Genomic DNA, 20,846 nt, shown 5'->3' on the forward strand with positions numbered 1-20,846 from the left:
GATTTCTCAACTTATTGCGAGACGCTCTGGTCCTGGACAGCCGGTTCCGCAGCCTGTTTCACGCCTTGGGCCGCATGTTCCGGCGCAAGCGCCGGCTGCGGCCGCAGACCCGGCGGCAGACGGCGCGGACCGGTGCCGGCGGCGCGGTTGGCCTCGGCCAGACGGGCCTCGCGCTCCCTGTCCTTGGCCCGGGCACGCTCGCGGTAGCGGGCGAGCGAGCCCGCTGCGGCCGAACTCGCCCTGCCCCAGATGCCGACCAATTGGCCGGCAACGCGGCCGGTCGCCCCGCCTGCCCAGACCAGCTCGAACGGCGAGAACAGCTTCCAGCGGTCATCGCCCCACAGGATGCTGCGCGCGATCAACTGTCCGGCCATGGCCGATGTGTTCATGCCCTGGCGGCCGAACCCGCTCGCCACCCACAGGCCTTTGCGCAGCTGGCCGATCTGCGGCATGCCGTGCACGGTGTGGCCGGTGGCGCCGCCGAATGTCTCGGCGATCTCGGCATTGCCGAGTTCGGGGAAGATCGACCGGATCCGCCGCCTGACGCTGCCTGCAAAGCGCTGCGGCCGCGCGGCCCAGGTGGTCTCCGGGCTTTCCCACAGCAGGCGGTCGCCATCGACGATGCGGAAATGATCGACGCCGTCGGAATCCATCACCGATCCCTTGAAGGCGATGATCTCATGCACGCGCTCGCCGAGCGGCGCAGTGATGCCGGCATAACGCCAGACCGGCAGCAGCGTCTCCGACAGGCGCCGCAAGGGCGCGCCGAGATGGATGTTGCCGGCGAGCACGATGTGGGTGGCGCGCAGCCGCGCCGAGGGCGTGACGATGCGCTTGCGGATGCCGGAATGATCGATGCTGACGACCGGCGTGTCCTCGAAGATGCGGGCGCCTGCCCGCCGCGCCAGCGCCGCAAGGCCGTGCACGTATTTGCGGCCGTCGACCTGGAACGCCCGGGGATAGTACACGCCGTGGAAGTAACGATCGGTCTTCAGCACCTCGCGGACGCGATCGACCTGCCAGCCCTCGACCTCGGTGTCGAAATCCTCGTTCAGCATCTGCAACCGGCTGATCAGCCGGTCGCCGGCATCGACGTTGGAGACCTCCAGCACGCCGTCGCTGGGGGCGATTCCCGGCATGTTCTCCTCGGTGGCGTTGGCGCGGACGAATTCGGCCCCCTCCTTCGACAGCGCCCACAATTCGCGCGCGTCCTCGAAACCGATGCGCTCGATCAGCTCGGTGAGCGGCAGCGCAAAACCCGGCATCACGGTACCGAGCTGGTTGCCTGAGGCATTCCAGCCAACATGGCGGCCCTCGAGCACCGCGACGCTGGCCCCGAGTCGGGCCGCCTCCAGCGCAATGGAGAGCCCCGCAAGCCCGGCCCCGATCACGCAGATGTCGGCGTCGAGTTCGAACGACAGCCGTGCGCGCTCGCAAAAGCCGGCTTCTTCCTGGGACACGCTTGTGAAAGTCTCGCTCATGTCGTTTTCTTAAAATACCAACCGGGCGCCTGTCACCTTGTCCTCAACCGGCGCCTGTAGATTATCCAGGACGTGGAACGATTCGAGAATGCCAATGCGCCGTTTGATGCTGCTGCGTCATGCCAAGACAGAGACTGACGCGCCAAGCGGCCGTGACCAGGATCGCCGCCTCGACGACCGCGGCCACAAGGATGCCGCCCAGATGGGCGACTGGATCGCCAGCCACCCGCCCTTCCCCAATGCCGTGCTGGTGTCGCATGCCGTCCGCGCCCGGCAGACCTGGGACATCGCCTGGCATACGATGAAGGACCGCGTCCCGGCGCCGCAGGTCGAGGTCCTGCCAGAACTCTACGGCGCCGATCCCGCGCAGCTCCTGGAATCCATTCGCACTGCAACGATTCCCGCCGATCCGAAGCGGTTGCTGCTGGTCGGGCACAATCCCGGCATGCACGAGATCGCCCTGATGCTGATCGGCGGCGGCGATCAGACCGGCGCCAAGGCGCTCGCCCACAACCTGCCCACGGCGGGGCTTGCGATCTTCGACTTTGACGTCAAGGATTGGGGGGACGTGGCCTATCGCCACGGCAAGCTGGTGCTGTTCGTCAGCCCCAAGCTGCTTCGATCGGGCTAGAGACGCGCGGACGCCGTCTCGACCCGGTTGATCAGCTTGGTCAATAGGGAGGCGCAGATGTTCAAGTCCATCCTCGTGCCCATCGACCTCGCCGACACCGATCTCGCCAAGCCGGCGATCGCGACCGCGGCAACGCTGTCGCAGACCTGGAGCGGCACGGTGCGCCTGCTCAACGTCCTGCCGATGACGCCGGTGATGCTCGCCGAATACGTCCCGGCCGATTTCGACGAACAGCAGCGCCAGACCTCCGAGGAAGCCCTCGCCATCGTCGCGCGCGAATCCGGCATCGAGCCTGCTCGCATCTCCAGCGTGGTGCGCCAGGGCGGCATCTACCACGAGATCCTGGAAGAAGCCGTGCACATGAAGGCCGATTTGATCGTGATGACCTCGCACAGGCCTGCGATGCGCACCTACTTCCTCGGCTCCAATGCCGGGCACGTCGTGCGCTATGCCAAGTGCTCCGTGCTGGTGGTCAGGCACTGAACTCGGAGCAATGTCGTGAAGCAATGGTGGCGGAGATGGACTTACGAGGTCCCGCTCGCGATCGGCGGTGCGCTATGGGAGGTGCTGGTCGTACAACTGGCTGCACTGCTGGACAGGCTGACGGTGCGGAAGGTGATCGCCTTCATCCCCGTCGCGATCATCGTACTCGCCTACTACCACAGGATCCCGATTCCGCCGGAACTGATCCTGGTCGGCGACTTCCTCGCCTATATCGACATCTTCTCGGTGCTGATCCTGCTCGGCGTTCTGAGCCGCGCCGCGACGATCCTGTTCGCCGTCAAACAGGCGGCGGCCGGGATTGCCGCATTCGCGAGCAACGTCGCCTCCCGCTTGCAGCGCCTGGATGTCCGGCATCGGCGCCAACGCAGCGCCTCGAGGCCTCACCGCAAGCCCGCTAGAACTGAAGACGATCGAGCATTTGGCGGAGCGTGGGATCAGGTCGCGATCGCCTGATCCCCGCAGTCGCTCACAGATACCGCGACAGCTCGGCCTTGAACTGCCCGTAGACGGCGTCCTCGATCTGGCTGCGATTGATGCCGATGTCGCGCAGGGCGCGGTCGTCGAGCTCGTTCAGGGTCTTGACGGCGGAGCGGCGCTCCAGGCGGTCGAACAGCGCATAGGCGGCGGTGACGAGCGTGCCAAAAAATCCGCTCGAGGAGGATGGGCGTAAACTCCGCCCGGCAGTTTGCGAGATCGTGGTCATGTTTCTTCTCCGGCCTATCGTCCCGCGCGGCGAAGCAGGTGCCGTTGGCACGGACGCACTCAGCGCCTGCACCTCATTTGCCGTCGGATTGCTCTCGCTCTCCTCGGCTCAATCGCGGAACTTGATGGAACTTAAATGCTCCAGTACACTTCTCGGAGCAAGTAAAACATTGCTCTCGGTGCAATAATGTCCAAGTTCGAGTACGTGAAGCTTGCCGATGCCATTGCCGCGGATATCTCTAACGGCACGTTAAGGCCCGGCGACCGGCTGCCGCCGCAGCGCAATTTTGCCTATGATCGCGGCATTGCGGTCTCGACCGCGAGCCGGGTTTATACGGAGTTGCTCCGCCGCGGCCTCGTGGTCGGCGAGGTCGGCCGCGGCACCTTCATCTCCGGCGACATCAGGCGCGAGGTCGAGGCGCTGAGTGAGCCGCGCGACGCTCGGATCGATTTCGAGGTCAATTATCCGTTATTGCCGCAGCAATGGGCCATGATCGCCAAGAGCCTCGCGGGGCTCGAGCGCGTCGACGCGCTCGAATCCGCGCTGCGGGTCTCGACCAGCACCGGCACCAAGAGCGCGCGCAATGCGGCCGCGGCCTATCTCGCGCGCAAGGATTTCACGCCGCAGGCCGAGCAGATCGTCTTCACCGCCAACGGCAAGCAGTCGCTCGCGGCCGCGCTCGCCGCGCTCGTCCCCACCGGCGGGCGCTGCGGCGTCGAGGCGCTGACCTACCCTTACGTCAAGAGCATCGCCGCGCGGCTCGGCATCACGCTGGTGCCGATTCCGATGGACGAATTCGGCGCGCGTCCCGATGCGATTCAGAAAGCGCATCGCGAGGCGCATCTGTCGGCGCTGTACCTCCAGCCGATCATTCAGAACCCGCTCGGCGTCACCATGAACGCGACGCGGCGCGCCGACATCATGCGCGTCGCCGAGAAGCTCGATCTCACCATCATCGAGGACGCCGTCTACGGCTTCCTCGCCGACGACACGCCGCTGGCCGCACTCGGGCCGGACCGCTGCATCGTGATCGACAGCCTGTCCAAGAAGGTCGCGCCGGGCCTTGCACTCGGCATCCTCGTCACCCCGCCTCACTTGCGCGAGAGCGTGATGAGCGCGGTCCGCACCGGCGGCTGGATCGCTTCCGGCCACGCGCTCGCGTCCGGCCAGCGGCTGATGGCCGACGGCACCGTCGCCGAGCTGACGCGGCTGAAGCGCATCGACGCCGCACGCCGCCAGCAGACCGCGGCAAGGCTGCTCGCCGGCTACCAGATTGCGGCCGACACACGCGCATATCATCTGTGGTTGACGTTGCCGCCGCACTGGCGCTCGCAGACCTTCGTCGCGGCCGCAGCGAGGCGCGGCATCGCGCTGACGCCGTCCTCGACCTTCGCGATTGCGCATGGCCATGCACCGAACGCGGTGCGGCTCGCGCTCGCCCCGCCCACCCCGGAGCAACTCGATTCCGGCCTGCGCACGATCGTCTCGCTGCTCGGCACCAAGGAAGAGGATTTCGACTCGACGGAGTAGCGCACCGTGGGGACTAAGGCAGCAGGGCCTTCGGCACGCGATCGAAACTGTAGCGCTGCGGCTGGTTGCGCCGCACGAAGCCGCCGACCTGCCAGGCGAACAGCGCGGCGAAGCCGAGGATGAACAGCACGCCGGCGAATTCGCCGATCATGAGGGCGCGGATCAGGAGCCCCGTCATCGCCACGGCGAGCACCGCCAGGAATGCCAGCACGGCCGCATAGGTCTTGCGGCCGAGACCTGCGGTCAATTCCGCGCGGCTGCCCGCTTTCGCCATCCGCGCGTGGAGCTCGATCAGAAAATCGCGAAAACCGTTGTCCTGCGGCGCCATCAGGGCCGCGGTCTGCCAGCTCGTCGACAGGATGGCGATGCGGCCGCCCTTGGCGCGGCGGACATCGGCGCGAAAGCGATGCTGCTGCATCGACACCGGACGGAACGACAGCCGGATCGCCGAGATCTCGTCATAGCGCCACAGGCCCGAACGTCCCGCGATGTGCCAGGACAATCCCTCCTCCGTCAGCTCGAAACGATGCGCCGAGCCGATCAGTGACGCCTTGTAGGCGTAGCTCGTGGCCGCCTCGGCTCCCGAAACCTGCATCTCGAATTCAATCCCGTCCGCGATGTGCTTGCGCGATCGCCCTCGCCCATCCTACAAGCGAGGCATGGCTGAGACGACCTTTTTTCCGCGTCGCCTGATTCTCGGCGCCGCAATGATCTCCGGCGTGCTGCTCGCGCTCGCGGTGCACATGCTGGGCGCGCGCTACGGTCTCGACCTCGGCGGTCTCTGGCGCTCCGACACGCATGAGTTCATTCCGGCCGGCGCGGCGATCGCCTGGTGGCTGATCGCAACGGTCGGATTCTCCGGCGGCTATTTCACCGCGAGCCTGATGCAGAGCGCCGTCTCCGGCCAGATCCCGCAGCGGATGCGGCAGTTCCTGATCGCGGTCGGCGTGCTCCTGCTTGCGGGTGCCGGCCAGGTCGCCTCGGCGCCGAGCCCGATCCCGACCGTCTCGGGCGTGCTCGCTGGCCTTGCCGCATTGTGCCTAGGCGCCGTGATGGCGTTCTGCGGCGCGCATTTCGCGTTGCGCCGCGGCTGATCCTTCAGGCCGAGGCGCGCAGCCGCGGCCGATCCAGCATCATCGCCACTTCCGAGGCAGGCCGCGGCTTGCTGAACAGATAGCCCTGCGCCTGGGTGCAGCCCTCGCGCCGAAGCAGCTCGAGCTGCGCATCGTTCTCGACGCCTTCCGCCGTGGTGACGATCCCGAGACTGCGGCCAAGGCCGGTCACGGCGCGGATGATCGCCATGGAATCCTCGCGCGTCGCCAGCTCCGACACGAAGGAGCGGTCGATCTTGATCTTGTCGAACGGGAAGCTGCGCAGATAGCTCAGCGACGAATAGCCGGTGCCGAAATCGTCGAGCGAGATTCGCACGCCCATGGCGCGCAGCTCGTGCAGCGTGGTCAGCGTCGCCTCGCTGTTCTGCAGCAGCACGGACTCGGTGATCTCGAGCTCGAGGCGGTGCGCCTCAAGTCCCGAGGCGGCCAGTGCCGCGGTCACGGATGCGATCAGGTTCGGGCTCTTGAACTGCACCGGCGACAGGTTGACGGCAACGTCGATATCGTCGGGCCAGGTGGCCGCGTCGGTGCAGGCGGAGCGCAGCACGAATTCGCCGAGCTGGACGATGAGTCCGGTTTCCTCGGCGAGCGGAATGAAGCTGATGGGAGCGATCAGGCCGCGCTGCGGATGATTCCAGCGCAACAGCGCCTCGAAGGCGACGACCCGGCCGCTGGCGACGTCGCGGATCGGCTGATAGTACGGCTGGAACTCGTCGCGCTGCAGCGCTGCGCGCAGATCCATTTCCAGCAGGCGCCGCGCCTGCGCGCGCGCATCCATGCCGGTCTCGAAGAAGCGATAGGTGCCGCGGCCGTCCGCCTTGGCGCGGTACAGCGCGAGATCGGCGTTCTTCAACAGCTCGTCCGGATTGTCGCCGTCCTGCGGCGACAGCGAGATGCCGATCGAAACACCGATGACGATCTGATGGTCGTCGATCTCGTAAGGCGCCGAGATCACCTCGACGAGGCGGCCGGCGAGCGACCGCGCAGCGGCTTCCTCCGACCGTCCGATCTGGACCACCGCGAATTCGTCGCCGCCAAGCCGCGCCACCGTGTCGTGCTCGCCGACCGTGGCCTTCAGCCTACGACCGACCTCCTTGAGCAGCGCATCGCCGATGGGATGGCCGAGCGAGTCGTTGATGTCCTTGAAATGATCGAGATCGAGACAGAGCACCGCGAGTTGATCGTCCGATTTCGCCCGGTGCAGTCCCTGCTCGAGCTCCTCGTGGAACAGCACGCGGTTCGGCAGGCCGGTCAGCGCGTCATGGCGTGCCATGTGCGTGATCTTGGCCTGGGCCTCCAGCCATTCGGTGATGTCCTCGAAGGTCGCGACCCAGCCGCCGCCCTGCATCGGCTGGTTGACGACGCGGATGGAGCGGCCGAACCGGTTGACGACGTCGGTCGTGGTGCGGCCCTCGCGCGCATCGGCGACGAGCCGCGCGAAGAATTCATCGGCATCGCCCAGCCACTGGCCCTTGGCCTGCTCTTCCCTGAGCACGTCGACCAGCAGGCGGCCGGTGAGCGCGATGTCGGTACGGCGGAGCATCGACGCATATCGCTCGTTGAAGAGGATGATCTTGCCGTCCGCGTCGAACATGCACAGCCCCTGCGACATGTTCTCGAGCGCGGAGTCCAGCACCAGCTGCTGGCGTCCCAGTTCGCCCTTGGCGCGGCGGTCGAGCAGCGCGGAAGCGAGCGCAATCGCGATGATCGCAACCGCGGCGGTGGCGGTGAGGAAGGACATCGAGGCAGGCGGAACCGCGAGCCCGCTGATCGCCAGCGTCGGGTCCGGCGTCAGCAGCACGGCGCCCATCGCGGTGAAATGATGCGCAACGATGGCGAGCGTCAGCAAGGCGGTCGCGCTCAGCGCATGGGAGAGATCGTCGCGTCGCGCGGCGACGAACAGCGCGAGTGCAGCAAAGACAATTCCGAGCAACACCGAAATGGCAACAGTGCTTCCGACCCAGTCCACGCGGGCCGGCATCTCCAGCGCCGCCATGCCGGTATAATGCATCGCCGCGACACCGCCGCCGACGATGGCGCCGCCGACGACGACCCAGGCCGCGCGTGAGGACGATACCGCGATGCTCAGACCCACGAAGGTCACGGAGATCGCAAGGATCAGCGAAAGGATCGTGACCGGGATGTTGTAGGCGCCGGCGCCGCCCGGCCCATAGGCGAGCATCGCGATGAAATGCGTCGCCCAGACGCCGCATCCGCTGACGGCGGCATCCAGGGTGATCCAGGCGAGGCGTCCCGGGCCCCGCGTCGCGCGCGCCCGGTGAAACAGGCTGATGGCTGCGGCGCTCGCGAGCAGGCACACCGCTCCGCCCAGCGCGACCAGTCGCCAATCATGCTCGTCGGTGAGACAGTAAAGAACTTGATACATTGCCGGCCCCTATGGACCCGCACTTCAACCGACAGAGGTGGACGATCGGTAACCGGCTATGTGCTGGTTCCGCGGATGGTGAACGGTGTTCATTCGCTCGGATTGTTCATCCTCGCGAGGGCGCGCCGATCCCGATCGCGGCGGCGGCGAGCAGCAGGACGCAGGCCGATACGGCCAGTGATGCGTGCAGCCCGGCCATGAAGCCCCCCTCCGAAGCCACCAGCGAGCCGAACAGCGCAACGCCGAGCACGCTGCCGGTCTGTCGCGTCGCGTTCAGGACGCCCGCCGCGATGCCCGAGCGCGCCTTGTCGACGCTGCCCAGCAGGGTCGAGGTCAGCGGCGGCACCAGCAGCCCGAGTCCGCCGCTGATCGCGATCATCTGCGCGCAGATCATCCAATAGCGCGTGTCAGGTGCGATCCAGAGCAGGCCGAGACAGCCCAGCGCCGAGATGCAGGCGCCGACCACGATGGTCGGGCACGCGCCGATACGCTCGGCGAGAACCGGCGCCAGCAGATTGACCGGAAGCACCGCCGCCATCATCGGCACGAAGGCGAGCCCGGTCCACCACGCCGACAGCCCGTTGATCCGCTGGAAGTACAGGCTGAGCACGAAGATCAGTCCGTAGATCGCGATGTTGACGAGCAGTCCGACCAGCGCGGTCAGGGTAAACAGCCGGTGACCGAACAGCGCCAGCGGCAGCATCGGCTGCGCCGCGCGGCTTTCCCGCCAGACGAACAGCACGCCTAGGACCAGGGCCGAAGCGAAGGCCGCGAGCACGGCCGGATGATCCCAGCCAAGCGCGCCGCCCTCGATGATCGCGCCGGCGAGCGCCCCCAGCGCGCCGATCGCTGCGAGCTGGCCGGGCAGATCGATCTCGCGCGAGCGCGCTTGCGTGGTCTCGGTTGCGTGGCGCCAGGTCAGCCAAAGGCCCATGAGGCCGATCGGGAGGTTGACGAGGAAGATCGCGCGCCAGCCGACCAACGTGATCAGCGCGCCGCCGACGAAGGGACCCGCGGTGAGCGCAAGGCTGGCGCCGGCAGCCCAGATTGCAACGGCCCGGCCGCGCGCGCGATCGTCCGTATAGGCATGATTGAGCAGCGCCAGGGAATTCGGCACCAGGATCGCCGCCGCCAGCCCCTGGACCAGTCGCGCCGCGATCAGCACGATCGCATTGGGCGACAGCGCGCAGGCGAGCGAGGCCGCCGTGAAGATGGCGAATCCGGCCATGAAGACGCGCTTGGCGCCGATCCGGTCGCCGAGCGCGCCGGCCGTCAGGATGAACGCGGCAAAGGCGATGGTGTAGGCGCTGACCACCCATTGCAGCTCGGCGACACCGCCGCCGAGCGTCTTGCCCATCGCATCGAGCGCGGTGTTGACGATGGTGACGTCGAGCTGCACCACGCCATAGCCGAGGCTCATTGCGGCAAGCGTCAGCGAAGTCGCAAGACGCGAGCCGGCACGCCGTGCGCCGGCTTCGTCGCCGAAGGCTTCATATTTGATGGTGCTCACGCGCATGCTGCCACCTCGGTTGCAGCCCCATGCGAAACATACGCCGCCGATCCGCTGTCATGTTTCGACAATGGACGAAGGATCGATGTGTGGCGAACGCCCTTGCCTGACATTCATTGTCATGCCCCGCGAAGGCGGGGCATCCAGTACGCCGCGGCTTCTGCGTAATCACTGCTGTCTCTGGAATACTGGATTGCCCGCCCGAGCGCGCAAGTGCGCACAAGGGGGCGATGACAGAGTCTATGTGGCGGCAGCGCCGCGGATCACCGCGACGCACTCCGCAAGCGACCTCGCCCTAACTTGCCGCGCGCAGATTCACCTTGCTCTCGGCAAGCGCCGTCAGCTTCTTGTCGGTCGCCTTCTCTTCCTCCAGCGTCTTGGCCAGCACGGTGGCACAATCGTTGCGGCCGAGCTGCTTGGCCCAGGCGATCAGGCTGCCGTAACGCACGATCTCGTAATGCTCTGCAGCCTGCGCCGCGTTGATCAGCGCGGCGTCGAGCACCGCCTTGTCGGCGACTTCGCCGGCGGTCTCATCAGCCTCCTCGATGATGCCGTCGATCGCCGGGCAGTCGACTGCCTTCACGGCGACACCGTGCATCTTGAACACTTCCTCGAGCCGCTTGACATGTTGCTTGGTTTCTTCGAGGTGCGTCAAAAAGCCCTGTTTCAGTTGCGGATCGGTGGCCTTGCTGGCCATTTTCGGCAGCGCCTTGGTGAGCTGCTGCTCGGCGTAGTAGATGTCCTGGAGCTGGTGCACGAACAGGTCGTTCATGGTCTTGATGTCCTTTGTGAACAGTCCCATCGTTCCAATCCTCTTGCGTTTCGGGAACACGGAGGCGGCGGCTTGCACGAAAAGCCCGTTATTCCGCCATGTTCGGTTGCTGATGGGCCGCTAACGAGCGCCCGGCATCGACGTTCCATAAAAGCCCGCATCGCTTGAGCTGGAACAATGCAGGCGGTAGCTCGATATGAAATCGTGCCGGTATGTGAACGTACGATCCGGGCCGATCTGCCGACTCATATGCTTAACGCGCGGTCCGATGTGAACCGCATATGACAAAAGTAGCTGGTCTGGCGCAGAACCTATCCTTGTCAAGGGCTGCACAAGTCACCGTTTTTGCCTTAAATGAGCTGGATCATATCTAGCGATCGACACTTGCCTTCGGCAACGATCGCGCCCGACTGGCCAATGCCCGGCCGGGTCGGTCTTGCCCCCCGCCGGGAGGATGAATGCACGGACTGCTGCCCGCGCTGAAACGCGGCTTCAAGAGATGGATTGGCTGGCGACGGCTCGGAATTGCCGCGAGCGTCTTCATCATCGCCTTCGCGATCACAACGCTGGTGCGGACCCTCAAGGGCATCGATACCGGCGTCATCCTGACCGCGTTAACCGAGATTCCCCGCGGCAGCATCGGGCTGGCGGCGATCTGCGTCTTCTTCGCGTTCTGTACGCTGACGTTCTATGACTTTTTTGCACTGCGAACGATCGGCAAGAAGCATGTTCCCTATCGCATCGCAGCGCTCTCCAGCTTCACGTCCTATTCGATCGGCCACAACATCGGCGCCACGGTGTTTACCGGCGGTGCGATCCGCTTCCGGATCTATTCGGACTACGGGCTGAACGCGATCGACGTCGCGAAAATCTGTTTCCTGTCGGGCCTGACCTTCTGGCTCGGTAACATCTTCGTGCTCTCGATCGGCATGGCCATCCATCCGGATGCTGCTTCCTCGATGGATCAGCTCCCCTCGTCGCTCAACCGGTTGATCGCGCTGGGCGGCCTCGCCTCGATCGGCGCTTATCTGGTCTGGCTCTGCATGGGCGAGAAACGGCGCGAGCTCGGCCAGAAGGGCTGGAAGGTGGTGCTGCCCTCGGCGCCGCTGACGCTCGTGCAGATCCTGATCGGCGTGGTCGATCTCGGCTTCTGCGCCACGGCGATGTACCTCTTGATGCCGGCCAATCCGCCGATCGATTTCCTCTCGCTCGCCGTGGTGTTCATCCTGGCGACCCTGCTCGGCTTCGCCAGCCACGCGCCCGGCTCGATCGGCGTGTTCGACGCCGCCATGCTGGTGGCGCTGCCCGAATTCGGCCGTGAGCAGCTTCTGGCAACGCTGCTGGTGTTCCGCCTGCTCTATTTCGTGATCCCGTTCGGGCTCGCTATCTCCATCATGGGCGCGCGCGAGCTCTGGATGAACGTGGTCGAGCCCTGGCAGGAGCGGCGGCGGCTGGCGGAAGCCTGCGCCCAGGCCAATCTGCCCAAGCAGGTGACGCCGATGGAGCGCGAACGGCTGCTGCGGCAGGCGAATAAACGGTAGGCTGCGATCTGGGGCCGGAGGGGTTGCCGGCAGGGATGCAATCCTCTCTTATTTCCGCCTCAACTTTGCCGTTGAAAACGCGGGCCATGATCCCTGTATCCCTTCGCACCCTCTCCGCAAGCCTCCTGCTGCTTGCCGGAATTTTGACCGCTTTGCCGCTTCCGCGCGTAGCGGCGCAGGATGCCGGCGCCATGCAGATCTCCTGGGAGGTGCGCAACCGCTTCCGACTGTTCCGCGAGGAGCGCGACTTCCTGCTCCATGTCGAGAACGCGCGTAACCGCAGCATTCTGGCCGCCGAGCAGTCACTGGAGCTCCAGAGCGAGGGGCGAGGCTGGGCCCGCAACATGGTCAACCGGCTCTGCATCGACCTGCAGGGCCGGGTCAACCAGCCCTGCACCCGCGACAACGTCAAAGAGAACTACCTCACACCGATCGACCATCCGGTGACCGTGCGCCTCGTCGGCGCGGTGCCGGTCGGGGCCACCTGCGCCTGGTCGTTCGACGATGGCGACGGACCGCAGACCTCGACCTTCGACTGCGCCGAGCCGGTCAATTTGCGCGTCCGCTACGGCAAGCAGACGGTTGCGACCGTCGACGTCTCCGCCGGCTCCGACCCGACCCAGCGGGTCCAGACCGAGATCCAGGTGCGAGACATCTTCGTCGCCGGACTCGGCGACAGCATCGCCTCCGGCGAAGGCAATCCGGACCGGCCGCTGGCGCTGTCGGACGAAGGCTTCTGCTTCCGCTCCTATCTCGGCACCGCCGGTGCGCAGTACTACCGGCCAAGCCGCGCCGGCTACAAGGGCGGCCGCGCCTGCGAGGCGCCGGACACCCTCGCCAACTGGCAGCACTACAGCGCGCTGTGGTTCAATGCACCCTGCCACCGCTCGCTCTACAGCTATCAGGCCCGCACCGCGCTGGCGCTCGCCGTGCGCTACACTCACATCGCCGTGACCTATCTGCCGCTCGCCTGCACCGGCGCCAGCATCGGCGACGGTCTCCTGGGCTCGCAGCGCGCCCGCGAATGCCCACCCGGCAAGACCGGCGTCTGCAACACCAGCGTGAACGCGCAGGTCGCCGAGCTGCGCGAGGCGCTCACCGCGGCCAAAAAACGCCAGCCGGACCGCACGCTCGATCTCGTGCTGCTGTCGGTCGGCGCCAACGACGTTTATTTCTCCGGCCTCGTCGCCGACGTCATCGTCGAGACCGCGACCGAGGGCGCGCTGTTCCGCCGCTCCGGCGTGATGGCGAGCGTCGACGATTCCCGCGACGCCCTGGCGCGCGAGCTGCCGCAGAATTTCGTCAAGCTGCGCGAGGCCTTGAAGCCGCTGGTCGGCGGCGACCTCTCACATGTGGTCTATGTGTCCTACGCCAATCCCGCGCTCGCCGACGGCGGCGTGCCCTGCCGCGGCGGCCGCGCCGGCTTCGACATCCATCCTTCCTTCAACGCAGATCCGCAGCGCCTCGCGCGCGTCTCGACCTTCGTCGACACCGAGTTCCTGCCGCAGCTGAAGGGGCTCGCCACCTGCACCCGCGGTGCGCTGTGCCGCGATCCCGAATCCGACCGCATGACCTTCGTCGACACGCATCAGGCCGCCTTCGCCGACCACGGCTTCTGCGCCCATTCCGGCAACGATCCCGAATTCGACCGCAGCTGCTTTGCCGAGAACGGCCAGAGCTTCAACCCCGACATCGTCAGCGCGGCGAGCCAGCCGATGATGTGCGGGCGCGGCGCCTCGGAATACCGCGCCTACCTGCCGCGCGCGCGCTGGATCCGCGACGCCAATGACAGCTATTTCGCCGCGATGACCTATCCGCAGGGCCTGCCGGCCGCGAGCCAGCCGACCGACATCCACGACGCCACCTGGGGCGTGCTCTCCGCCGTCTACGGCGGCGCCGTGCATCCGAGCGCCGAAGGCCACGCCGCAATGGCGGATGCGGCACTGCCCGCCGCGAGCACCGTGCTCGGCCTCGATGCCGTGCCGCCCAACGTGACGCGCGGGTTTCTGCCGCAATTGCTGCCGAGCGCGCAGCAGTAGGTCGCGCGGCCGTCGTAGCCCGCCACACCCTCGGTGTCATCGCCCGCGCAGGCGGGCGATCCAGTACTCCGCGGCAGACGTGATTGAATCGAGACGCCGCGGCGTACTGGATTCCCCGCTTTCGCGGGGAATGACAGTTGAGTGTTGGCGCTAGCTCGCTTGCGCATTCTCACGATTTCACGATCGTTCCCCCCAACCTGCCGTTCCATCAATCCAAAAACGGCATCGATCGATACTCCCTTGAACTTGGACACCTTGCCGCACGCGCCTCTAGGACTCGCCTTGAGGAAACATTTCGAGTTCTAAGGAGGCGCAATGAGCGCAGTGGTGTCCGCAGCGGACGTGAGGAGGTCTCGCGTCAGGCTGTTCATCGTGACCATGTTGTTCCTGGTCACCACCGTGAATTATGCCGACCGCGCCACGCTGTCGATCGCCGGTCCCGCACTCTCCAAGGAGCTGCATCTCGATCCCGTCGCCATGGGCTGGATCTTTTCGGCTTTCGGCTGGTCCTATGTCGCGGCGCAGGTGCCGGGCGGCTGGCTGCTCGACCGCTACGGTTCGCGCCTCGTTTATGCCTTCAGCATCATCATCTGGTCGCTGTTCACGCTGATGCAGGGCTGGGTCGGTTTCCTCAGCGCCGGCGCTGCCATCATCGTGCTGTTCGCGCTCCGCCTCCTTGTCGGCGTCGCGGAAGCGCCCTCCTTCCCTGCCAATGCCCGCATCGTCGCGGCCTGGTTTCCGGGCAATGAGCGCGGCACCGCGTCGGCCTTCTTCAATTCCGGGCAGTATTTCGCCACCGTGATCTTCGCGCCGCTGATGGGCTGGATCGCCCATTCTTACGGCTGGCGCTTCGTGTTCTTCGTGATGGGCGCGCTCGGTGTCGTCATGGGCCTCGTCTGGCTCAAGACCATCTACGGCCCGAAGGAGCACCCCTCGATCAACGAGGCGGAGTTCGACTACATCAAGGAGGGCGGCGCGCTGGTCGATCTCGACGCGCCCAAGGACGATCAGCTGCGCGAGCGCGCGCCCGAGGCCGGCTCCGGCTGGGATCACATCCGCCAGCTGCTCTCCAACCGCATGATGCTCGGCGTCTATCTCGGCCAGTACTGCATCAACACGCTGACCTATTTCTTCCTGACCTGGTTTCCGGTCTACCTCGTCAAGGAGCGCGGCCTGTCGATCCTGCAAGCCGGCTTCGTGGCGACCCTGCCCGCGCTGTGCGGCTTCATCGGCGGCGTGCTGGGCGGCATCATCTCCGACGCCATCCTGCGCAGGACCGGCTCGCTCACCATGGCGCGCAAGATTCCGATCGTCGGCGGCATGCTGCTGTCGATGTCGATCATCGCCTGCAACTATGTCGACGGACAGGCGATGGTGGTCGGCTTCATGGCGCTCGCCTTCTTCGGCAAGGGCATCGGCGCACTCGGCTGGGCGGTCGTCTCCGATACCTCGCCGAAGGAAGCCGGCGGCGTCTCCGGCGGCCTGTTCAACACCTTCGGCAACCTCTCCTCGATCACCACCCCGATCGTGATCGGCTACATCCTGGCCGCGACCGGCTCGTTCAACGGCGCGCTGGTGTTCGTCGGGGCCAACGCGCTGGTGGCCGCCTTCGCCTATCTCGTCATCGTCGGCAAGATCGAGCGGGTGACGCTCAAACGTTCCTCCTGAGGGCTCCCATGGGAGCTTGACCAGGCAACTCAACGGCGGCTTCACGGCCGCCGTCTTTGTTTTGGGGATGATCGATGCTAGAAGTGCCGGGGAAACGCCTTATCCATCTAAGGCATGTATCGATGTTCGACCTCAACCAGCTCCGCTGTTTCGTCACGGTGGCGGAGGAATTGCATTTCGGCCGCGCCGCCGCACGGCTCAACATGACCCAGCCGCCGCTGTCCCGGCAGATCCAGGTGCTCGAGCACATCATCGATGCGCCGCTGCTGGAGCGCACCAGCCGCTCGGTGCGCCTGACGCCGGCAGGGCGCAGCTTCCTGCCGGAGGCGCGGCGCATCCTCAAGCTGGCGGAAAGCGCCTCGCAGGTCGCCCGGCGCATCGCGCTCGGCAAGACCGGCTCGCTGAAGATCGGCTTCACCGCGGCCGCCGCCTACGGCTTCCTGCCCGAGCTCGTCGCCGCCTGCCGCGCCAAGCTGCCCGAGGTGGACTTCTCGCTGAAGGAGATGGTGTCGGGCGACCAGTTCGAGGCGCTGACATCAGGCCAGATCGACGCCGGCCTGCTCCGGCCGCCGATCGCCCGCCCCGAGCTCACCAGCCGCCGCGTCGTCGCCGAACCCCTGCTCGCCGCGATCCCGAAGAAGCATCCGCTCGCCAATGCCGAGAGCATCACCATCAAGGACTTCGATGACCAGCCCTTCGTGATGTATTCGCCCTATGAGAGCCGCTACTTCCATGATCTCTTGGTGGCCCTCTTCACCCGCGCCGACGTGCTGCCGCGCTACGTGCAGCATCTCAGCCAGATCCACTCCATCCTCGCCATGGTCCGCGCCGGCCTCGGCCTTGCCATCGTGCCGGCGGCGGCCGCGAGCCTGAAGATCTCCGACGTGCGGCTGCGTCCCCTGAAGCTGCGCACCCGCGTCCCGGTCGAGCTGTTCATGGTCTGGCGCCGCGAGGACGAGAACCCGTTGCTGTCGGCACTGGTCAAAATCGCCGGTGAATTGTCCTCCGCGGATGCCGTGGACGATTGATGCTGAATTCGCATCGATCGATATAGGCTTTGGCTTGGACGCGCATCGAACGGTTGCCTAAACCACGGCGCATGGACGCGCAGCCTTCTGCTTGCGTCCTCCACAACACGCAATAAGGGAGCCGCGCCCATGAGCAAGATGACCCCGCAGGAAATGGCCCAGAAGATCGGATCGGGCCTCCTGTCATTCCCCGTCACGCCGTTCAAGGCTGACTATTCCTTCGACGAGGCCACCTACCGCGCCAACATGGATTGGCTGTGCGGCTATGATGTCGCAGGTCTCTTCGCCGCCGGCGGCACCGGCGAGTTCTTTTCACTGACCCCGACCGAGGTTCCTGAGGTCGTCAAGGTCGCCGTCGACGAGACCAAGGGCCGCGTGCCCGTGCTCGCCGGCACCGGGTATGGCACCGCGATCGCCCGCGAGATCGCGATCGGAGCGGAAAAGGCCGGTGCCGACGGCCTCTTGCTGCTGCCGCCCTATCTCACCCATTCCGAGCAGGAAGGCCTTGCCGCCCATGTCGAGGCGGTCTGCGCTTCCGTGAAGATCGGCGTCATCGTCTACAACCGCGACAACGCCATCCTGCAGCCCGATACGCTCGCGCGCCTCGCCGAGCGCTGCCCGAACCTCGTCGGCTACAAGGACGGCATCGGCGACATCGAGTTGATGACCCGCGTCTACACCAAGCTCGGCGACCGCCTCACCTATGTCGGCGGCCTGCCGACCGCGGAAACCTTCGCGCTGCCCTATCTCGACATGGGCGTGACGACGTACTCCTCGGCCGTGTTCAACTTCGTGCCGGAATTCGCCACCAACTTCTATGCCGCCGTGCGCAAGCGCGACCATGCGGCGATCCACGCCGGCCTGAAGGATTTCATCCTGCCGCTGATCGCGATCCGCAACCGCAAGAAGGGTTATGCGGTCTCGATCATCAAGGCCGGCATGAAGGTGATCGGCCGCGATTCCGGCCCGGTCCGCCCGCCGCTGACCGATCTCACCGAGCAGGAGATCGCGGAATTGGCCGCGCTGGTGAAGAAGCTGCCCGCCGCACGATCGTCACAACAGGCTGCAGAATAGCAGCCGACAACAGGGAGGAGCGTGCGATGGCCGAGACCAAGATTTCTGGCGCACCGGTCGTCACGGCGATGCAGGTGATCCCGGTTGCGGGGCGCGACAGCATGCTCCTCAACCTCAGTGGCGCGCATGCGCCGTTCTTCACCCGCAACATCGTCATCCTCACCGACAATGCCGGCCACACCGGCGTCGGCGAGGTGCCGGGCGGGCAGAAGATCTGGCAGACGCTGCAGGACGCCCGCGACCTCGTGATCGGCAAGACCGTCGGCGCGATGAACAACATCCTCGCCGACATCCGCACCACCTTCGCCGACCGCGACGCCGGCGGCCGCGGCAAGCAGACCTTCGACCTGCGGGTGATGATCCACGCGGTCACCGCGATCGAATCCGCCCTCCTCGACCTGCTCGGCCAGCATCTCAACCTGCCGGTCGCCGCCCTGCTCGGCGAAGGCCAGCAGCGCAAGAGCGTCGAGACGCTCGGCTATCTCTTCTTCGTCGGCGATATCAGCAAGAGCAAGCTCGACTACGTCACGGGCGAGACCGGCAAGGCGGAATGGTTCAACCTCCGCCACCAGGAGGCGATGACGCCCGAGACCGTGGTGCGGCTCGCCGAGGCCACCCACGACCATTACGGCTTCGCCGACTTCAAGCTGAAGGGTGGCGTGCTGCGCGGCGAGCAGGAGATCGAGGCCGTCACCGCGATTGCGAAACGCTTCCCGAACGCGCGCGTCACGCTCGACCCCAACGGCGCCTGGTCGCTGGATGAGGCGATCAACCTCTGCAAGGACATGCACGGCATCCTCGCTTATGCCGAGGACCCCTGCGGCGCCGAGGCCGGCTTCTCCGGCCGCGAGATCATGGCCGAGTTCCGCCGCGCCACGGGCCTGCCGACCGCGACCAACATGATCGCCACCGACTGGCGGCAGCTCTCCCATGCGCTGCGCCTGGGCGCGGTGGACATTCCGCTGGCCGACCCCCATTTCTGGACAATGCAAGGCTCGGTCCGCGTGGCCCAGACCTGCCGTGACAACGGCCTGACCTGGGGCTCGCACTCCAACAACCATTTCGACATTTCGCTCGCCATGTTCACCCATGTCGGCGCCGCCGCCCCCGGCAAGGTCACCGCGATCGACACCCACTGGATCTGGCAGGACGGCCAGGCCCTGACCAAAGAGCCGCTCCAGATCAAGGGCGGCAAGATCGCCGTCCCGGACCGCCCGGGGCTCGGCATCGAGATCGACCGTGCCGCCATCGAGGCCGCGCATGAGCTCTACAAGAAGCATGGACTTGGCGCCCGGGATGACGCTATGGCCATGCAGGACTTGATCCCCGGCTGGACGTTTGACGACAAGCGTCCCTGCCTCGTCCGTTAAAAAGCGTTCCCCTGGAGGAAAAAGATGACTGCGATCCTTAAAAACTTCATCGGCGGCGAATGGGTCGACGGCTCCGGCGTCACCAAGAACATCAACCCCTCCAACACCAACGATCTCGTCGGCGAATACGCCAAGGCCGACAAGGCGCAGACCGAGAAGGCGATCGCAGCCGCCAAGGCCGCCTTCCCCGCCTGGGCGCAGTCAACCCCGCAGGTGCGCTACGACGCGCTCAACAAGATCTCGACTGAAATCCTCGCCCGCAAGGAAGAGCTTGGCCGCCTGCTCGCCCGCGAGGAAGGCAAGACGCTGCCGGAAGGCATCGGCGAGGTCGCCCGCGCCGGCCAGATCTTTGCGTTCTTCGCCGGTGAAGCGCTGCGCCTGATCGGCGAGAAGGGCGCCTCGGTCCGCCCCGGCCTCGACGTCGAGCTCACCCGCGAGCCGGTCGGCGTCATCGGCATGATCACGCCCTGGAACTTCCCGATCGCGATCCCCGCCTGGAAGATCGCGCCGGCGCTCTGCTACGGCAACACCGTGGTGTTCAAGCCGGCCGAGCTGGTGCCCGGCTCGGGGCACGCGCTGTCCGAGATCATCACCCGCTCCGGCATTCCCGCCGGCGTGTTCAACCTCGTCGTCGGCTCCGGCTCCGTCGTCGGCCAGACCCTGCTCGATCATCCTGATGTAGCCGCGATCTCCTTCACCGGCTCGGTGCAGACCGGTCGCAAGATCGCGCAGGCCTGCGTGCTCTCGAACCCGATGAAGAAGTTCCAGCTCGAGATGGGCGGCAAGAACCCACTGGTCGTGCTTGACGACGCCGACCTCAAGACCGCCGTCGAGGTCGCCGTCAACGGCGCCTATTTCTCGACCGGCCAGCGCTGCACGGCGTCCTCGCGCCTGATCGTCACCGAAGGCATCCATGACCGCTTCGTCGCGGCGGTGGCCGAGCGCCTGAAGGGCCTGTCGGTGGACGACGCGCTCAAGGCCGGCGTGCATATCGGCCCCGTGGTCGATCAGAGCCAGCTCGACCAGGACCTGCGCTACATCAAGATCGGCCAGGACGAAGGCGCCAAGCTCGCCTTCGGCGGCGAGCTGCTCAAGCGCGAGAACCCCGGCCACTACCTCGCGCCGGCGCTGTTCACCGAGGCCAACAACAACATGCGCATCGCGCGTGAGGAAATCTTCGGCCCGGTCGCCGCCGTCATCCGCGCCAAGAACTACGAGGAGGCGCTGGCGATCTCCAACGACACCGAGTTCGGCCTCGCCTCCGGCATCTGCACCACCAGCCTGAAATACGCCTCGCACTACAAGCGCAACAGCGAGTCCGGCATGGTGATGGTCAATTTGCCGACCGCCGGCGTCGACTATCACGTGCCGTTCGGCGGCCGGAAGGGTTCGAGCTACGGCGCCCGCGAGCAGGGCTCCTATGCCCGCGAGTTCTATACGACGGTGAAGACGGCTTATACCTATCCGGGTTGAGACATCGTAGGGTGGGCAAAGCGA

Annotated in this window: 18 protein-coding genes; 12 read left to right on the forward strand and 6 right to left on the reverse strand. The window is 66.1% G+C overall.

Annotation, left to right across the window (positions count from 1 at the left end; translation table 11 throughout):
* Nucleotides 1-11: 11 nt before the first annotated feature.
* Nucleotides 12-1,481, reverse strand: coding sequence for an NAD(P)/FAD-dependent oxidoreductase (locus XH79_RS36255; protein WP_271584786.1), 1,470 nt, complete (start codon nucleotides 1,479-1,481; stop codon nucleotides 12-14).
* Nucleotides 1,482-1,575: 94 nt separating this feature from the next.
* Here XH79_RS36255 and XH79_RS36260 point away from each other — a divergent pair, with 94 nt between their 5' ends.
* From XH79_RS36260 to XH79_RS36270, 3 genes are read left to right on the forward strand one after another with little or no spacing between them, the layout of a single operon-like run.
* Nucleotides 1,576-2,112 carry a SixA phosphatase family protein gene (locus tag XH79_RS36260; RefSeq protein ID WP_212342937.1) on the forward strand — a complete coding sequence of 179 codons (537 nt, stop codon included), beginning with the start codon at nucleotides 1,576-1,578 and terminating at the stop codon, nucleotides 2,110-2,112.
* 57 nt (nucleotides 2,113-2,169) lie between these two features.
* Nucleotides 2,170-2,595 (forward strand): universal stress protein, encoded by a 426-nt coding sequence (locus tag XH79_RS36265; protein WP_018642845.1) that lies wholly within the window; start codon nucleotides 2,170-2,172, stop codon nucleotides 2,593-2,595.
* Between the two features lie 15 nt (nucleotides 2,596-2,610).
* The gene (locus XH79_RS36270; RefSeq protein WP_271584787.1) at nucleotides 2,611-3,069 is read left to right on the forward strand and encodes a hypothetical protein; all 459 of its coding nucleotides are present in this window, start codon (nucleotides 2,611-2,613) and stop codon (nucleotides 3,067-3,069) included.
* Nucleotides 3,070-3,082: 13 nt separating this feature from the next.
* Here the strand turns inward: XH79_RS36270 and XH79_RS36275 are convergent, their stop codons facing one another.
* Nucleotides 3,083-3,319: a DUF1127 domain-containing protein gene (locus XH79_RS36275; RefSeq protein ID WP_212342935.1), complete on the reverse strand. Its 237-nt coding sequence runs from the start codon at nucleotides 3,317-3,319 to the stop codon at nucleotides 3,083-3,085.
* Between the two features lie 186 nt (nucleotides 3,320-3,505).
* Here XH79_RS36275 and XH79_RS36280 point away from each other — a divergent pair, with 186 nt between their 5' ends.
* A complete protein-coding gene (locus tag XH79_RS36280; protein WP_271584788.1) occupies nucleotides 3,506-4,849 on the forward strand; it encodes an aminotransferase-like domain-containing protein in 1,344 nt (447 codons plus the stop codon).
* A gap of 13 nt (nucleotides 4,850-4,862) precedes the next feature.
* On the opposite strand, the gene XH79_RS36285 is transcribed toward XH79_RS36280, so the two are convergent.
* Nucleotides 4,863-5,444 carry a hypothetical protein gene (locus tag XH79_RS36285; RefSeq protein WP_271584789.1) on the reverse strand — a complete coding sequence of 194 codons (582 nt, stop codon included), beginning with the start codon at nucleotides 5,442-5,444 and terminating at the stop codon, nucleotides 4,863-4,865.
* Between the two features lie 64 nt (nucleotides 5,445-5,508).
* Here XH79_RS36285 and XH79_RS36290 point away from each other — a divergent pair, with 64 nt between their 5' ends.
* Entirely contained in the window at nucleotides 5,509-5,943 is a 435-nt protein-coding gene (locus tag XH79_RS36290) for a hypothetical protein (protein WP_018642849.1), read from the forward strand.
* 4 nt (nucleotides 5,944-5,947) lie between these two features.
* On the opposite strand, the gene XH79_RS36295 is transcribed toward XH79_RS36290, so the two are convergent.
* The 3 genes from XH79_RS36295 to XH79_RS36305 all read right to left on the reverse strand — a co-directional run bounded on the left by XH79_RS36295 (nucleotide 5,948) and on the right by XH79_RS36305 (nucleotide 10,659).
* Nucleotides 5,948-8,347: a bifunctional diguanylate cyclase/phosphodiesterase gene (locus tag XH79_RS36295; RefSeq protein ID WP_271584790.1), complete on the reverse strand. Its 2,400-nt coding sequence runs from the start codon at nucleotides 8,345-8,347 to the stop codon at nucleotides 5,948-5,950.
* A 106-nt stretch (nucleotides 8,348-8,453) separates the two neighbouring features.
* Complete coding sequence (locus tag XH79_RS36300; protein ID WP_271584791.1) at nucleotides 8,454-9,863, reverse strand: MFS transporter; 1,410 nt, start codon at nucleotides 9,861-9,863, stop codon at nucleotides 8,454-8,456.
* 289 nt (nucleotides 9,864-10,152) lie between these two features.
* Nucleotides 10,153-10,659, reverse strand: a complete 507-nt coding sequence (locus XH79_RS36305) for a YciE/YciF ferroxidase family protein (RefSeq protein WP_271584792.1) — start codon at nucleotides 10,657-10,659, stop codon at nucleotides 10,153-10,155.
* Nucleotides 10,660-11,087: 428 nt separating this feature from the next.
* On the opposite strand from XH79_RS36305, the gene XH79_RS36310 reads away from it, so the two are divergent.
* The 7 genes from XH79_RS36310 (at nucleotide 11,088) to XH79_RS36340 (ending at nucleotide 20,822) form a co-directional block, all read left to right on the forward strand.
* Nucleotides 11,088-12,170 (forward strand): lysylphosphatidylglycerol synthase transmembrane domain-containing protein, encoded by a 1,083-nt coding sequence (locus XH79_RS36310; RefSeq protein WP_212342922.1) that lies wholly within the window; start codon nucleotides 11,088-11,090, stop codon nucleotides 12,168-12,170.
* A gap of 86 nt (nucleotides 12,171-12,256) precedes the next feature.
* Nucleotides 12,257-14,209, forward strand: coding sequence for a hypothetical protein (locus tag XH79_RS36315; RefSeq protein ID WP_271584793.1), 1,953 nt, complete (start codon nucleotides 12,257-12,259; stop codon nucleotides 14,207-14,209).
* Nucleotides 14,210-14,524: 315 nt separating this feature from the next.
* Nucleotides 14,525-15,877, forward strand: a complete 1,353-nt coding sequence (locus XH79_RS36320) for an MFS transporter (protein WP_212342920.1) — start codon at nucleotides 14,525-14,527, stop codon at nucleotides 15,875-15,877.
* 122 nt (nucleotides 15,878-15,999) lie between these two features.
* Nucleotides 16,000-16,905 (forward strand): LysR substrate-binding domain-containing protein, encoded by a 906-nt coding sequence (locus XH79_RS36325; RefSeq protein ID WP_212342919.1) that lies wholly within the window; start codon nucleotides 16,000-16,002, stop codon nucleotides 16,903-16,905.
* Nucleotides 16,906-17,034: 129 nt separating this feature from the next.
* Complete coding sequence (gene kdgD, locus XH79_RS36330; RefSeq protein WP_212342918.1) at nucleotides 17,035-17,979, forward strand: 5-dehydro-4-deoxyglucarate dehydratase; 945 nt, start codon at nucleotides 17,035-17,037, stop codon at nucleotides 17,977-17,979.
* 26 nt (nucleotides 17,980-18,005) lie between these two features.
* Entirely contained in the window at nucleotides 18,006-19,349 is a 1,344-nt protein-coding gene (gene gudD / locus XH79_RS36335; protein WP_271584794.1) for a glucarate dehydratase, read from the forward strand.
* 24 nt (nucleotides 19,350-19,373) lie between these two features.
* Nucleotides 19,374-20,822, forward strand: coding sequence for an aldehyde dehydrogenase family protein (locus XH79_RS36340; RefSeq protein ID WP_271584795.1), 1,449 nt, complete (start codon nucleotides 19,374-19,376; stop codon nucleotides 20,820-20,822).
* The last annotated feature ends 24 nt before the right edge of the window (nucleotides 20,823-20,846 follow it).

Origin of the sequence: Bradyrhizobium sp. CCBAU 45389 (assembly GCF_028128625.1) — a bacterium.
GTDB lineage: Bacteria > Pseudomonadota > Alphaproteobacteria > Rhizobiales > Xanthobacteraceae > Bradyrhizobium > Bradyrhizobium liaoningense_B.

Bases quoted from the DNA above. Each gene is read 5' to 3' on its own strand.
- XH79_RS36255 (WP_271584786.1), bottom strand. From the start codon at position 1,481: ATGAGCGAGACTTTCACAAGCGTGTCCCAGGAAGAAGCCGGCTTTTGC.
- XH79_RS36260 (WP_212342937.1), top strand. From the start codon at position 1,576: ATGCGCCGTTTGATGCTGCTGCGTCATGCCAAGACAGAGACTGACGCG.
- XH79_RS36265 (WP_018642845.1), top strand. From the start codon at position 2,170: ATGTTCAAGTCCATCCTCGTGCCCATCGACCTCGCCGACACCGATCTC.
- XH79_RS36275 (WP_212342935.1), bottom strand. From the start codon at position 3,319: ATGACCACGATCTCGCAAACTGCCGGGCGGAGTTTACGCCCATCCTCC.
- XH79_RS36280 (WP_271584788.1), top strand. From the start codon at position 3,506: ATGTCCAAGTTCGAGTACGTGAAGCTTGCCGATGCCATTGCCGCGGAT.
- XH79_RS36285 (WP_271584789.1), bottom strand. From the start codon at position 5,444: ATGCAGGTTTCGGGAGCCGAGGCGGCCACGAGCTACGCCTACAAGGCG.
- XH79_RS36290 (WP_018642849.1), top strand. From the start codon at position 5,509: ATGGCTGAGACGACCTTTTTTCCGCGTCGCCTGATTCTCGGCGCCGCA.
- XH79_RS36295 (WP_271584790.1), bottom strand. From the start codon at position 8,347: ATGTATCAAGTTCTTTACTGTCTCACCGACGAGCATGATTGGCGACTG.
- XH79_RS36300 (WP_271584791.1), bottom strand. From the start codon at position 9,863: ATGCGCGTGAGCACCATCAAATATGAAGCCTTCGGCGACGAAGCCGGC.
- XH79_RS36305 (WP_271584792.1), bottom strand. From the start codon at position 10,659: ATGGGACTGTTCACAAAGGACATCAAGACCATGAACGACCTGTTCGTG.
- XH79_RS36310 (WP_212342922.1), top strand. From the start codon at position 11,088: ATGCACGGACTGCTGCCCGCGCTGAAACGCGGCTTCAAGAGATGGATT.
- XH79_RS36315 (WP_271584793.1), top strand. From the start codon at position 12,257: ATGATCCCTGTATCCCTTCGCACCCTCTCCGCAAGCCTCCTGCTGCTT.
- XH79_RS36320 (WP_212342920.1), top strand. From the start codon at position 14,525: ATGAGCGCAGTGGTGTCCGCAGCGGACGTGAGGAGGTCTCGCGTCAGG.
- XH79_RS36325 (WP_212342919.1), top strand. From the start codon at position 16,000: ATGTTCGACCTCAACCAGCTCCGCTGTTTCGTCACGGTGGCGGAGGAA.
- kdgD (WP_212342918.1), top strand. From the start codon at position 17,035: ATGAGCAAGATGACCCCGCAGGAAATGGCCCAGAAGATCGGATCGGGC.
- gudD (WP_271584794.1), top strand. From the start codon at position 18,006: ATGGCCGAGACCAAGATTTCTGGCGCACCGGTCGTCACGGCGATGCAG.
- XH79_RS36340 (WP_271584795.1), top strand. From the start codon at position 19,374: ATGACTGCGATCCTTAAAAACTTCATCGGCGGCGAATGGGTCGACGGC.